Here is a 12,425-nt window from a genome sequence, read left to right on the forward strand (position 1 = left end):
TCTCGTGATGCACGGCTCCTCGTCGGTGCCGCAGGAGTTGCAGGACATCATCAACCGCTATGGCGGGCAGATGAAGCCGACCTGGGGCGTGCCGGTTGAGGAGATCCAGCGCGGCATCAAGCACGGCGTGCGCAAGATCAACATCGACACCGACAACCGCATGGCGATGACCGGCCAGATCCGGAAGGTGCTGCAGGAGAACCCGTCCGAGTTCGACCCGCGCAAGTACCTGAAGCCCGCCATGACCGCCATGACGTCCCTGTGCAGGCAGCGGCTGCAGGAGTTCAACACCGCCGGCCAGGCCTCCAAGATCAAGCGCGTGGCGACTCCGGCCGAGATGGCCGCCCGCTATGCCAAGGGCGAGCTCGACCCGAAGATCGGCGGCAGCCTGCGGCAGGCGGCCGAGTAGGCCGCGCCACCGACCTCCGGGGTGGGCCGTCCGTCCTGCCCCGTTCCGGCGATTGCCGCCCGTCTGTCGCCTTGAGGCAACGGTCGGGCGGGAAACGCCGCCCAGCCCCCGCGGCGACGGGGCCGTCGGGACCGAATGGCGTCGGGCGCCACAAAACGGCCCGAGTGTAGGCCGGTCTTAACGACGATCCGGCAGTGATGCGTCAGCTCTGCGCAGCCGAGCGCTCCTGTGTCTTCGTCGAACCCGAACGAGCTTCGCGACCTGATGAACCTGTCCCGACGCGCCTTCCTGCTTTCCGCGGCCGCCGCTGCCGCGGCCTCGCCTGCCCTGGCACAGGCCGACCAGGCCGAGTGGGCGCAGAATTACGACGGCGCGGCGCGCGTGCGCGTGCCCCGCTCCAACACCCCGATCCTGTCGCGCGAGGCGCTCGCCACCACTGAGGAGATGGTGGAGCGCTACCGCGACATCGTCGCCCGCGGCGGCTGGCAGCCGCTCTCCCTGCCGGGCGGCATGAAGGTCGGCACGCGCAGCCCAGCCGTGCTGGACCTGCGCCGGCGCCTCATCGTGGAAGGCGATCTCGACCCTTCGGCCGGCGCCTCGCAGATCTACGATTCCTATGTCGAGGCCGGCGTGCGGCGCTTCCAGTCGCGGCACGGGCTCGGCGCCACGGGCCTGCTCAACACGGGCACGGTCGCGGCCATGAACGTCCCGGCCGAGACCCGCATGCGCCAGCTTGAGCTGAACGCGGTGCGGCTGCGCTCCTATTCGGGCAATCTCGGCCACCGCTACGTCATCGTGAACATCCCGGCCGCCCTGGTCGAGACAGTGGAGGACGGCCGCGTCCACACCCGCCACGCCGCCGGCGTGGGCAAGATCGACCGGCAGTCGCCGGTGATGAACGCCAAGATCCAGGCCGTGAACTTCAACCCGTTCTGGACGGTGCCGGCCTCGATCATCCGCAAGGACCTGATCCCGAAGATGCGCAAGGAGCCGTCCTACCTGACGGACAACAAGATCCGCATCTTCAACTCCGCCGGCCAGGAGCTCCGGCCGGAAACCGTCAACTGGAACTCCGACGAGGCCACCCGCTACATGTTCCGGCAGGATCCGGGCGGCGAGGTGAACTCGATGGGCTTTGTGCGCATCAACATCCCGAATCCGCACGGCGTGTACATGCACGACACGCCCTCGAAGGGCATTTTCGGCGACGATTTCCGCTTCGTCTCCTCGGGCTGCGTCCGCGTGCAGAACGTGCGCGACTACATCACCTGGCTGCTCAAGGACACGCCCGGCTGGGACCGCCACCGCATCGAGGAGGTGTTCGCCGCCGGGTCCCGCACCGACGCGCCCCTGCGCGAGGCCGTGCCGGTGTACTGGACCTATGTCACGGCCTGGGCGGCGCCGGACGGCCTCGTCCAGTTCCGCGACGACATCTACAACAAGGACGGCCTCGGCCGCGTGCCCATGGCGGCCCGCCAGCAGGTCGAGCCCGAGAACGAACTGCTGAACTGACGCCACGTCCCCGGGCCCGGCCCGGGGACCACGCGGCGACGGGCGGCGGCAGCCGCCGCCCGTCCGGCGCCGCCCGTTTAGTCCGTGATCTCCACCCGACCGGACAGCGCCGCCTCGGACGAGGTGCCGACGAACACCTCGCGCGGGCCGGGCTCCACCACGTAGCTGCCGTCCTCGCGGTGGAAGCCGAGTTCCGCGGCCGGAACCCGCAAGGTCACGCGGCGGCGTTCGCCCGGCGCGAGGGCCACTTTCTCGAACGCCTTCAACTGCCGCAGCGGCCGGGTGCTGCTGGCCACCGGCTGCCGAACATAGAGCTGCACCACCTCGCGGCCGGGTCGGGTGCCGGTATTGGCGAGCTCGACTCCGATCTCGACTGTCCCGCTCCGCGGGATCCGGGCCTCCCCGAGATCGAGCCCCGCCAGCGCGAAGGTGGTGTAGCCGAGCCCGAACCCGAACCGGAACAGCGGCGTGACCTCCTCGTCCACATAGCGCAGCGTGTAGCGGTTGCCGGGCTGCGCCGGGCGTCCGGTCGGCGCCCGATCATAGACAAGGGGCACTTGGCCAACGGTGCGGGGCCATGACAGCGGGAGCTTGGCGGAGGGTTCGGCATCGCCGAACAGGATGTCGGCGGCGGCATGGCCGCCCTCGGTGCCCGGGAACCAGGCCATCACGAGCGCGCCCAGGCGGTCGACCACGGGGCCGAGCTCGATCGGGCGCCCGGCAACCAGCACCAGCACCACGGGCTTCCCGGTCTCGACCAGGCGCCGCAGCAGCTCCGGCTGTTGCCCGGGCAGGGTGAGATAGGCGCGCGAGCCGCCTTCGCCGCTGAAATCCTGGCTCTCGCCCAGCACCGCGACCACGACGTCGGCGGCGCGCGCCGCCTCGACGGCCGCTGCAAACCCCTCGGTCGAGGCGCAAAGGGCGTCGCAGCCAGGCGCGAACGCGACAGTGGCGCCGGCCCGTGCGGCCCGGGCTTCCAGTCCTTGCCGGACCGACACGCCGTCCTCGTGCCGCACCAACGCGGCATGGGGGCCGACCAGATCCGCGGCGCCGCCGGCGAGGCCGCCGACTAGGGCGATGCGGGTGCCGGCCCGCCCGGTCAGGGGCAGCGTGCCGTCGTTGCGCAGCAGCACCATCGTGTCGCGGGCGAGCTGGCGCGACAGCGCGCGAGCCGCCTCGGTCGGGGGCGGCACGTCGTCCGTCGCCCCGACAGGCAGCGGCTGCTCGAACAGCCCCATGCGGAGCTTGGCCCGGATCACCCGGCGGGCGGCTTCCGTCACGGCCGCCTCGGGCACGAGGCCGGCCCGGACGGCGGGCGCGAGATGCCGCCGGTACAGCCCGCTCGCCATGTCCATGTCGATGCCGGCGGCGAGGGCCCGCACGGCGGCGCCCGCGTGGTCGGCCGCGACGCCGTGATCAACGAGTTGCTCGATCGCCGCCCAGTCGGACACCACGAACCCGTCCCAGCTCCAGCGCTCGCGCAGGATCCCGGTGAGCAGCATGTGACTGGCCGAGGCCGGCACCCCGTTCAGCGAATGAAAGGCGCTCATCACGCTCTCGGCTCCGGCCGAGAGACCCGCCCGGAACGGCGGCAGGTAGCTGTCCAGGAGATCCCGGACGGAGATTTCGGCCGCGTCGTAATCGCGCCCGCCTTGGGCCGCGCCGTAGCCGGCGAAATGTTTCAGCGTGGCCGCGAGGCCGCCGGCCCGAAAGCCTTCCACGCGGGCGCGGGTCAAAACCTCTCCGAGATGGGTGTCCTCGCCGAAGCCCTCGATGATGCGGCCCCAGCGCGGGTCGCGCGACAGGTCGGCCATGGGCGCAAAGGTCCAGTTGAAGCCGAGCGCCACGGCCTCCCGTGCCGCCGCCTCGGCCGCCCGCCGGGCCAGGTCGGGGTCGAAGCTCGCCGCCTCGCCGAGGCCGAGTGGAAACATGGTCCGGAGCCCGTGCAGCACGTCGAGCCCGACCAGGAGCGGGATGCCGAGCCGCGATTCCCGCGCCGCCTGCTGAACCGCCGCGACCGAGCGGGCGCCCGTGAAGGCCAGCACGCCGCCGACATGGCCGGCCCGGACCTCCCCCATGTCGAAACCGGGGTTGTTCGGCGCGAGATGGAGCTGGCCGATCTTCTCCTCGAGCGTCATGCGGGCAATGAGGGCGTCGAGTCGCGCCTCGACATCGGCTGCCCGGGCCGACGGCGCTGCGCGCCCCGGCCCGACCAGCAGGACCACGAGGAGCGAGGCGAGGAGCGGCATCGACCGGAGGAAACGCGGGCTGATCATGCGCCCTATAGACGGCCGGGGCCCCGGCCCTGCAAGACGGAGTGCCGGCCTTCCTCCGAATCGTCGGTCGCAGACGGATTCCGCATCACCCATGAGCGTGGCTGCCCTTTCGCTTCTCGGCGCCCGCATGCTGGCGACGGCCGCCATCGTCCTTGCAGCGTCGCTCGCGGTGGAGCGGGTCGGGCCCTTCCTGGGGGCCATCGTGGCGACGTTGCCGGTATCGGCCGGGCCCGCTTACCTGTTTCTGAGCTTGGACCACCCGCCGAGCTTCGTGGCCGGCGCGGCGCTGACCTCGCTTCTCTCCGTCGGCGCGACGGCCGCGTTCGTCACGGCCTATGCCGCGGTGGCCTGGCGCTGCGGCACGGTCCTGGCGCTGCTGGCCGGACTGGCCGGCTGGGCCGTGTCGCTGTTCGGGCTGTCCCACATCTCCTGGACGGGCTGGACGGCCTTTGCGAGCTCGGTCGGGCTGACCGTCGCCGCCATGGTGGCCACGGCCCCGGCCCGGCGGCAGGTTATTCCGAAACCGCCCTCCGCGACCGCCCTGCAGATCGCCATCCGGGCCTGCACGGTGATGGCGCTCGTGGTCGCCACGACGCTGATCGGCCAGGCCCTCGGACCCGGGCCGGCCGGCTATGCCGCCATGGTGCCGGTGGTGTTCGTCAGCCTGATCGCGCTGCTGCAGCCCCGAATGGGCGGGCCGGCCGTCGCGGGGCTGATGTCGCATGCGCTGGCCGGCATGCTCGGCTATGGACCGGCGCTGCTGCTGCTGCACCTGGCCGCGGAGCCGCTCGGGTCCGGCTGGGCCCTTATTCTGGCACTCGCGACCTGCCTCGCCTGGAACGGCGCGCTGATCGTCCTCCGGCGTGCCCTCGGCTAGGCCTTGCCGGAGCGCTCGGCCGCGAGCTGTTCGGCGCGCTTGCGGTCCGCCGCCGGAAGCTCGCTGAGGGCGTTGTCGAGCCAGCGGTCCTCGAGCCCCTGGCCCTTGGCCAGCAGGTGCCAGACCGCGGCTTCCAGCAGGCTGCGGGGAACGCCGCGGCCCATGGCATAGAGGCGGGCCAGCCGGTTTTGGGCAATGGCGTTGCCGCGGGCGGCGGCCCGACGGAAATGCTTGGACGCGGCTGTTTCGTCTTTGGCTACCCCGTCCCCGTTGAACTGGACGATGGCGAATTCGACGTCGCCGGCGATGGAGCCGTTCCGGGCCGCCCGCAGGTAGAGCGCGGCCGCCTTGGCGGGATCGCGCGGCAGGCCGGCCTGCCCTCGGGAATAGAGCACACCGAGCGCATGCTGGGCATCGGCGATCTCCGCCTCTGCCGCGACGGTCAGAAGGGCGGCGGCGCGGGCCGAAGCCTGGTCGGACCCCTCCGACAGGAGCAGCAGGCCGAGGTTGTAGGCCGCCGTGGGCTCCCCGAGCGCAGCGGCTTTGTCGAGCCAGCTCCGGGCGGCCGAGAGGTCGCGCGGCGTGCCACGACCATCCATCGACATGAGGCCGAGGGTCGCCATGGCGTGCGGGCTGCCACGGGCGGCGGCGAGCCGGTACCAGGCCGCGGCCTCCTCCGGGTTGGCCCGCACGGCGAGGCCCTGATTAAACAATTCCCCCAGCAACGTCATGGCGGCGGCGTCCCCTGGGGACTTGTCGAGCCGCGCCGTCGCCTCGCGATAGGCCGTCAGATAGAGGCCGCGCTGGTAGGCGCCATAGGCGAGGTCGGCCGGCCTCGCGGCCGCCGTGGCGGGGCTCGCCCCGGCCGCATCGGGGCCGGCCAGCAGCAGCGGCGCCAGCGCCAGGGCGATCCGGAGCGCCGTCATGCGGTCGACTCCGGTGCTTGGCTCAGCATCTCGGCCGCCTGCGCCAGCGCCGCCCCCGGACCGGCCGGGTGGCTCCACACGGCGTCGCCGAGGGCCACGAATTCCGGCCCTGCCGCCGCCAGAGCCGGAACCTCGGCGAGGGTCGGCGCATAGGCCACGCACGGGGTCTGGAAGATCTCCACCCACCAGGCCACCCGCTCCAAAACGAGGCCGCGCGGCGGCACGTGGCCGTCGCGCCCGGCCTCGCCGAACATCACGTAATCGACCCCGATCTCCCCCGCCAGCATGGCATCGTGCTTCGTCAAGAGCCCGCCGGCGCCGACATTGCGGCCCTCTTTCAGCCGCTGGCACAGGTCGGTCAGGCGCTCCGGATCCTCGGCATGGGCCCCATCGGCGCCGCCCCGCGTGACCAGGGTGGCGAGGTCGAAGTCCGGGCCCGGATCGTCCAGGATCAGGGCGGCGTCCTGCGCCTGCACGATCGGGGCGACCAGCTTGATGTTCTTGATCAGGCTGCGCTCGTCCGCCGGGGCCAGCCGCAGCAGGACAGCCGTGACGCTGGCGGCCCGGCAGGCCTCCTCCAGCCCCGGCAGGATCGAGGCCGGGTCCTCCAGAAGGGGGGTGATCAGGTAGAGGCTGGGGCGAGGACGGGTCATGGCGCCTGCTTCATGCCGGATTGCGGCGAAAGGCGGGATCGAGCGCCAGTGGCCGGCAGCCCGCTTCCGCAGGCCGCGCTGCCGTCCAGCGCCGGCGGGCCGCAGCTATCGGCTGGCGGAATCGAGGCCGATATCAACCGGCACGGCCTCAAGCCATTCGAGGTCGGGATGATCGGGATCGGTCGACCTCAGCAGCACGAGTTCGTGCTCCCGCACCACGCAGGCGTGACACTGGTAGCCGTAATGCTCGCGCGCATCCGGGGCGAGCGTGACCGAGCAATGGTGGCAGACGAGCCGTTTGGCCCGCCGGGTCCGGGAGGTCGTCATGGCCGAACGCAGGGGCCTCGACACGCCATCTCTGCCCCTCCCTGCCGGCCGCGAATCAACGCGGCACGGTAGGCCGGCGCGAGAGCGGCGGTCCACCGGGTCGAGAGGTCAATCCACCGGGCGTCGGCTTCGTTCGACGGCCCGGGCAAAGGCGGCCGCCGCGCCGTCGCGCTCGTCCCGGAGCCGGCCGAGGCGCTGCTCGGCGGCCTGGCGCACCTCCCGCTCGCGCCGATCGAGCTCGGCCCGCCTTTCGGCCAGCGCCGCGAGCTCGGAGTCGAGGTGCTGTTCGGCCTCCGCCACCGCCTTCTCGGCCGCGTCCAGGGCCGTCCGGTCCGGGGGAGGGCGCTTGCGCGGCTCGCGGCGGCGCTTGGCGTCGCCCGCAGCCTGCGCCGGTTCCGGCCCGAGCATGGCGGCCTCGTCCCCGCGAGCCACTTTGACGACCACGCCCGGCTGCGCCAACGCTTGTGCGATCAGAGCCTCGTTCTCCACCACGCAGGCCCGGCCGGCTGCGAACAGATCCGTCGTGGTGCCCCAGGCCTTCAAGGCGGCCTTCTGGCTCGGGGCCGCCACCACGGCGTCGTGGAAGCCGGCCGCCATGCTGAACACCTTGAGCTTTGCCGCCTTCGCCATCGGGCGGCCCTACAACGCGCGCCGGCGCCGGGCGGCGTCGAGATCGACATCGGCCAGCACGGCCTTGGCCACGCTTTGCAGCTTGTCGCGGTCCATGGCGGCGGACACCACGTAGCCGTAGCCTTCGTCCATCCAGGAAAAGGCGGAGACCTCGCCCTCCCGCATGAAGTTGAGGGCGCTCTCCCGCGCCCCGCCGGACCGGACATAGAGCGTCAGGCGGGAGCCGGACGCGTCCGCATACATCAGGAGCGCGGCGACATCCCGGCCGGCCGGCAGGAGCCGGCCTCCGACCAGCGTCAGGCCGAACCGCTCCTCCAGGTCCGGGATCACGAGCCGGCGCTTCAGGCGCTTGGACAGCCACTGCACGAGGTGGGCCTCCTCGGCCGCCTTGACCTCGACGGGATGGACCACCTCGACGGTGTAGGTCCGGTGCGCGGCCAGAGCCTCCTCGGCGATGGCCGCCCAGGCCCGGCCGGCGAGGGGCCTCGGCCCACCCACGAGATCGCGCCCGTACCAGCCTGCAGTGCCGCCCACCGTGAGCAGCAGCACGGCCGCGAGCGCGAGGCCGAACCGGCGGCGCTGCCGTCCGCGCCGCTCGGCCCGGATGGCCGCAACGCGCAGGCGTGACGGCACCGGTTCCCCGGCGATGGGAGCCAGCCGGTCGCGCAGGGCCATCAGCGTCTCGCGGTCGCGCCGAAGCTCGGCCTCCTGGTCGGGGCGTTCGGCCAGATAGGTCGCGAGCGCCGCCTGCCGGCCGGCCGGAACGCGGCCGTCGACATGAGCTGCAAGGTCGTCCTCGCCGATGGGCCGCTCGAGGCCGCTCACTTGATCCTCCGCAGCGTCGCCGCCGGCGCGGGTTCGAGCGCCCGCCGCAGCCTTTCCCGCCCCCGGCTCAGCCGGGACATCACGGTGCCGATGGGCACGGCCAGCACGCGCGCGGCGGCCTCGTAGGACAACTCTTCGACTCCCACCAGCAGGATCACGGCCCGCTGCTCGCTGGGCAGCGTGTCGAGCGCCGCCAGGACGTCGCGCAGCCCGGTGGCACTTTCCGGGTCCGAGCCCGGTGACGGCAGTTCAGCCGCATGGTCGAGGTCCACCCTCAGGCCCTCGCGCCGCCGCCGGCGCAGGCCGTCGATGAAGAGGTTGTGCAGGATTGCGAACAGCCACGCCCGGAGGTCCCCGTCGCGGCGGCGCAGCGCCCAGCGGCCGACGGCCCGCTCGAGGCAATCCTGGACGAGGTCGTCGGCCGCCTCCCGGTCGCGCAGCAGCGCCCAGGCATAGCGGCGCAGGGCCGGGATGTGGCGCTCGAGCCGGGTCGAGACCTCGTCCACGCCGGCGGGCCGGTCAGGGGGCCGCGATGTGCCAGGCGCCGTTGACGCCGTCGCCGGTCACGTCTCCGGGCTTGCTGTCCTTGACCCAGGTGTAAAGGGGCTTGCCCTTGTACGCCCATTGCCGGCCGCCGTCGTCGCGGGTGACCACGGTCCAAGCGCCGGTCGTGGTCGCATCGGCCCCCGCTTTCAACGGCGGCCAGTTGGTCGCGCAGGCGCCGTTGCAATTGGACTTGCCGGCGGCGTCCCGATCGAAGGTGTACAGCGTCATCCCCTTGGCATCGACGAGCGCCTTGCCCTTCGACGTCTCGGCGCTGCGGGCGGGCTCGGCGCTCTGGGCGAGCGCCCCGCCCGCCAGTGTCATGGCGCCGCCCGTGACAGCGAGGGCGAGGGCGGCGGTGAGCAGGGTTCGGGTCATGCGATCTCTCCCGGTGGCATCATGGCAACAGACGCCCGCGGCGCGACGCTATTCCATCCGGCTTGCCGGCACATCTCCTGGGGATGAACAGGAGCCGATTCGGTCGGACTCTTGCGCCCGAGTCAGCCGTTCAGGTAGTGCTGACCTCGCCGGACGCGAGCATTTGGTCCGGCAACCCTGATCACCGAACGAGTTCGCGTGAGCGCCGACGGATGTGTGGCCGTCGGCGAGGGATGAGGGATTCGCTCCGGAGCGGCGCCGGGGCACCGAGGAGGCTGAGAATGGCGGATGCGGCAGCTGGATGGACGGAGGACCGCGTCGAGTTGCTCGGCCGGCTCTGGGGCGAGGGGCTGAGCGCGAGCCAGATCGCGGCGCTTCTCGGGGGCGGTGTCACCCGCAACGCCGTGATCGGCAAGGTTCACCGGCTCGGCTTGTCGGGCCGCGGGAAGGCCGGCCAGCCGGCTCCGCCGCGCGCCCCAAAGCCGCGCCCCCAGGCTGTTCCCGAGGCGGTGCCTGGCGTCGCGCCGGTCGGCCTCGGCGAGGCGAGCCCCGTCCAGGAGGCGGCCGTGGCTGTGCGGCGGGCCGAGCCGGCGATGATCCCGGTCTCCGAGCGCGTGTCCATCCTGGATCTGCGCGACTCGATGTGCCGCTGGCCGCTGGGCGACCCGGCGACCGCGGATTTCGGGTTCTGCGGCGCCCGCTCCATCACCGGGCTGCCCTATTGCGGCACGCATTGCCAGATCGCCTACCAGCCCGCGGCCGAGCGGAAGCGCTTGCGGGCCTGACCGGCCCGACCTGACCTAGCCCCTGACCTGCGCGCGGGCCGCTTGGCGGCCCGCAGCGAATGCCCCCGCGGCCCCTTCCGGCCGCGGCGGAGTTCGTGTATACGCGCCCCAGCCTCGGTGCCGGCTCGGCCGGCGAGGCTTCATGCTCGCGACACCTCGACCGTGCTGGACGACATCCCGGCTCGGCCACCCTCGCGAAGGGCCTGCCTCCCGGCTCCGCCCCCGTTCCCTCACTGAAAGGATGCCCGATGTCGATCACTCCCGAGCGCAAGACCGCGCTCATGAAAGAGCACGCCCGCAAGTCGGGTGACACCGGTTCGCCCGAGGTTCAGGTCGCGATCCTGACCGAGCGGATCACCAACCTGACCGAGCACTTCAAGACGCACAGCAAGGACAACCATTCGCGGCGCGGGCTTCTCAAGCTCGTTTCGTCGCGCCGGTCGCTGCTGGATTACGTCAAGAAGAAAGACGAGCCGCGCTACCGCGCCCTCATCGAAAAGCTCGGCATCCGGCGCTGACCCTCGGCCGGGGTTCCCGGCCGACACGACCCGGGACCGCGGTCCCGAACCGGCCGGCGGAACGATCCGCCGGTCCGCAACTGCCGGGCGACAGAGACGCCATGGCAGGATCGCCGGAGGCTCGCGCGACCGATCCGGTCGCAGCGGTGCTGAGATCGCACGAGCCTCCCGTCATCTTGCTCATGGTGCCCGAGAGCCAGCCCGGCCATGGAAGGCTGAAGGCACATGTTCGACATTCAACGCGAAGAACTGATGTGGGGCGGGCGCAAGCTCGTTCTTGAGACCGGCAAGATGGCCCGGCAGGCCGATGGCGCGGTGATCGCGACCTACGGCGAAACCGCCGTGCTGGCGACCGTGGTGTCGATGAAGGAGCCGAAGCCCGGCTTCGACTTCTTCCCGCTCACCGTGAACTACCAGGAGCGCACCTATGCGGCCGGCCGCATTCCGGGCGGCTTCTTCAAGCGTGAAGGCCGTCCCTCCGAGAAGGAGACGCTGACCTCGCGCCTCATCGACCGGCCGATCCGTCCCCTCTTCGCGCCCGGCTACAAGAACGACACGCAGATCGTCGCGACCGTGCTGTCGCACGACCTCGAGAACGATCCGGACATCGTCGCCATGGTGGCGGTCTCGGCCGCGCTCACCATTTCCGGCATCCCCTTCATGGGCCCGATCGGCGGCGCCCGCGTCGGCTATATCGGCGGCGGCTACAAGCTGAACCCGCTGCTCACGGACATGGAGGCGTCGAGCCTCGATCTGATCGTGGCCGGCACGGCCGACGCGGTGCTGATGGTCGAATCGGAGGCCAAGGAGCTTCCGGAGGACATCATGCTCGGGGCCGTGATGTTCGGCCACAAGCACTTCCAGCCGATCATCGAAGCCTGCATCCGACTGGCCGAGAAGGCGGCCCGGGAGCCGCGTGACTTCACGGCGCCCGATCTGTCCGAGATCGAGACCGTGATCCTGCAGATCGCCGAGCAGGATCTGCGGCAGGCCTATTCCATCACGAAGAAGGAAGATCGCTACGCGGCCATCGACGGCGCCAAGGGCAAGGTGATGTCGGCCCTCGCTCCGTCCGACGGCGAGGCCCGCTTCAACGCCGACCAGGTGAAGACCGCCTTCAAGGAGGTCCAGGCCAAGGTCGTCCGCAACGCGATCCTGGACACGGGCTCCCGCATCGACGGGCGTGACGTGAAGACGGTCCGTCCGATCCAGTCCGAGGTCGGCGTCCTGTCCCGCGCGCACGGCTCGGCGCTGTTCACCCGCGGCGAGACGCAGGCGCTCGTGGTGGCGACCCTCGGCACCGGCGAGGACGAGCAGTTCATCGACGCGCTGGAAGGCACCCGCAAGGAGCGCTTCCTCCTGCACTACAACTTCCCTCCCTACAGCGTCGGCGAAACCGGCCGCATGGGCTCGCCCGGGCGCCGCGAGATCGGCCACGGCAAGCTCGCCTGGCGGGCGATCCACCCGCTGCTGCCGCCCCCGCACGAGTTCCCCTACACGGTCCGGATCGTCAGCGAGATCACGGAGTCGAACGGCTCCTCCTCGATGGCCTCGGTCTGCGGCGGCTCTCTCGCGCTGATGGATGCGGGCGTGCCGCTCCGGCGGCCGGTCGCCGGCATCGCCATGGGACTCATCCTGGAAGGCGAGCGCTTCGCGGTCCTGTCCGACATCCTCGGCGACGAGGACGCGCTTGGCGACATGGACTTCAAGGTGGCGGGTTCCGAGGAGGGCATCACGTCCCTCCAGATGGACATCAAGATCGCCGG

At 71.6% G+C, this 12,425-nt stretch carries 14 protein-coding genes; 6 read left to right on the forward strand and 8 right to left on the reverse strand.

The features are described 5' to 3' along the window. Nucleotides 1-409 (forward strand): class II fructose-bisphosphate aldolase (locus JWR86_RS04375; RefSeq protein WP_299561283.1); only part of this gene is annotated, 409 nt, incomplete at its 5' end. Nucleotides 410-673: 264 nt separating this feature from the next. Continuing rightward, nucleotides 674-1,921 carry a L,D-transpeptidase family protein gene (locus JWR86_RS04380; RefSeq protein WP_299561322.1) on the forward strand — a complete coding sequence of 416 codons (1,248 nt, stop codon included), beginning with the start codon at nucleotides 674-676 and terminating at the stop codon, nucleotides 1,919-1,921. Nucleotides 1,922-1,998: 77 nt separating this feature from the next. Here the strand turns inward: JWR86_RS04380 and JWR86_RS04385 are convergent, their stop codons facing one another. Then, complete coding sequence (locus JWR86_RS04385; protein WP_299561286.1) at nucleotides 1,999-4,197, reverse strand: glycoside hydrolase family 3 N-terminal domain-containing protein; 2,199 nt, start codon at nucleotides 4,195-4,197, stop codon at nucleotides 1,999-2,001. 91 nt (nucleotides 4,198-4,288) lie between these two features. Here JWR86_RS04385 and JWR86_RS04390 point away from each other — a divergent pair, with 91 nt between their 5' ends. Next, nucleotides 4,289-5,074, forward strand: a complete 786-nt coding sequence (locus JWR86_RS04390; RefSeq protein WP_299561289.1) for a hypothetical protein — start codon at nucleotides 4,289-4,291, stop codon at nucleotides 5,072-5,074. On the opposite strand, the gene JWR86_RS04395 is transcribed toward JWR86_RS04390, so the two are convergent. The 7 genes from JWR86_RS04395 to JWR86_RS04425 form a co-directional block, all read right to left on the reverse strand. Continuing rightward, nucleotides 5,071-6,000, reverse strand: a complete 930-nt coding sequence (locus JWR86_RS04395) for a tetratricopeptide repeat protein (RefSeq protein ID WP_299561292.1) — start codon at nucleotides 5,998-6,000, stop codon at nucleotides 5,071-5,073. The two genes, JWR86_RS04390 and JWR86_RS04395, sit on opposite strands and share 4 nt — an antisense overlap. Beyond that, the gene (locus JWR86_RS04400) at nucleotides 5,997-6,653 is read right to left on the reverse strand and encodes a thiamine phosphate synthase (RefSeq protein WP_299561295.1); all 657 of its coding nucleotides are present in this window, start codon (nucleotides 6,651-6,653) and stop codon (nucleotides 5,997-5,999) included. The genes JWR86_RS04395 and JWR86_RS04400 overlap by 4 nt, the downstream gene beginning before the upstream one ends. A gap of 105 nt (nucleotides 6,654-6,758) precedes the next feature. Next, nucleotides 6,759-7,004, reverse strand: a complete 246-nt coding sequence (locus JWR86_RS04405) for a hypothetical protein (protein ID WP_299561298.1) — start codon at nucleotides 7,002-7,004, stop codon at nucleotides 6,759-6,761. A gap of 84 nt (nucleotides 7,005-7,088) precedes the next feature. Next, on the reverse strand, nucleotides 7,089-7,610 hold the full coding sequence (locus tag JWR86_RS04410) for a hypothetical protein (protein ID WP_299561301.1): 522 nt from the start codon (nucleotides 7,608-7,610) through the stop codon (nucleotides 7,089-7,091). A gap of 9 nt (nucleotides 7,611-7,619) precedes the next feature. Then, the gene (locus JWR86_RS04415) at nucleotides 7,620-8,435 is read right to left on the reverse strand and encodes an anti-sigma factor (protein WP_299561304.1); all 816 of its coding nucleotides are present in this window, start codon (nucleotides 8,433-8,435) and stop codon (nucleotides 7,620-7,622) included. Next, complete coding sequence (locus tag JWR86_RS04420; protein WP_299561307.1) at nucleotides 8,432-8,941, reverse strand: sigma-70 family RNA polymerase sigma factor; 510 nt, start codon at nucleotides 8,939-8,941, stop codon at nucleotides 8,432-8,434. The genes JWR86_RS04415 and JWR86_RS04420 overlap by 4 nt, the downstream gene beginning before the upstream one ends. A 13-nt stretch (nucleotides 8,942-8,954) precedes the next feature. Next, nucleotides 8,955-9,356, reverse strand: coding sequence for a hypothetical protein (locus tag JWR86_RS04425; protein WP_299561310.1), 402 nt, complete (start codon nucleotides 9,354-9,356; stop codon nucleotides 8,955-8,957). 281 nt (nucleotides 9,357-9,637) lie between these two features. Here JWR86_RS04425 and JWR86_RS04430 point away from each other — a divergent pair, with 281 nt between their 5' ends. The 3 genes from JWR86_RS04430 to pnp form a co-directional block, all read left to right on the forward strand. After that, nucleotides 9,638-10,141 (forward strand): GcrA family cell cycle regulator, encoded by a 504-nt coding sequence (locus JWR86_RS04430; protein WP_299561313.1) that lies wholly within the window; start codon nucleotides 9,638-9,640, stop codon nucleotides 10,139-10,141. 248 nt (nucleotides 10,142-10,389) lie between these two features. Then, nucleotides 10,390-10,659, forward strand: a complete 270-nt coding sequence (gene rpsO / locus JWR86_RS04435) for a 30S ribosomal protein S15 (RefSeq protein ID WP_299561316.1) — start codon at nucleotides 10,390-10,392, stop codon at nucleotides 10,657-10,659. Nucleotides 10,660-10,884: 225 nt separating this feature from the next. After that, the coding region (gene pnp / locus JWR86_RS04440; protein WP_299561319.1) for a polyribonucleotide nucleotidyltransferase at nucleotides 10,885-12,425 on the forward strand (1,541 nt) is incomplete at its 3' end.

This window comes from Enterovirga sp. (assembly GCF_028290205.1).
GTDB lineage: Bacteria > Pseudomonadota > Alphaproteobacteria > Rhizobiales > Beijerinckiaceae > Enterovirga.

What these genes read in the sequence shown, in the direction of transcription:
- JWR86_RS04410 (WP_299561301.1), bottom strand. Translation starts at nt 7,610, where the DNA reads ATGGCGAAGGCGGCAAAGCTCAAGGTGTTCAGCATGGCGGCCGGCTTC.
- JWR86_RS04425 (WP_299561310.1), bottom strand. Translation starts at nt 9,356, where the DNA reads ATGACCCGAACCCTGCTCACCGCCGCCCTCGCCCTCGCTGTCACGGGC.
- JWR86_RS04380 (WP_299561322.1), top strand. Translation starts at nt 674, where the DNA reads ATGAACCTGTCCCGACGCGCCTTCCTGCTTTCCGCGGCCGCCGCTGCC.
- rpsO (WP_299561316.1), top strand. Translation starts at nt 10,390, where the DNA reads ATGTCGATCACTCCCGAGCGCAAGACCGCGCTCATGAAAGAGCACGCC.
- JWR86_RS04395 (WP_299561292.1), bottom strand. Translation starts at nt 6,000, where the DNA reads ATGACGGCGCTCCGGATCGCCCTGGCGCTGGCGCCGCTGCTGCTGGCC.
- JWR86_RS04390 (WP_299561289.1), top strand. Translation starts at nt 4,289, where the DNA reads ATGAGCGTGGCTGCCCTTTCGCTTCTCGGCGCCCGCATGCTGGCGACG.
- JWR86_RS04400 (WP_299561295.1), bottom strand. Translation starts at nt 6,653, where the DNA reads ATGACCCGTCCTCGCCCCAGCCTCTACCTGATCACCCCCCTTCTGGAG.
- JWR86_RS04385 (WP_299561286.1), bottom strand. Translation starts at nt 4,197, where the DNA reads ATGATCAGCCCGCGTTTCCTCCGGTCGATGCCGCTCCTCGCCTCGCTC.
- JWR86_RS04430 (WP_299561313.1), top strand. Translation starts at nt 9,638, where the DNA reads ATGGCGGATGCGGCAGCTGGATGGACGGAGGACCGCGTCGAGTTGCTC.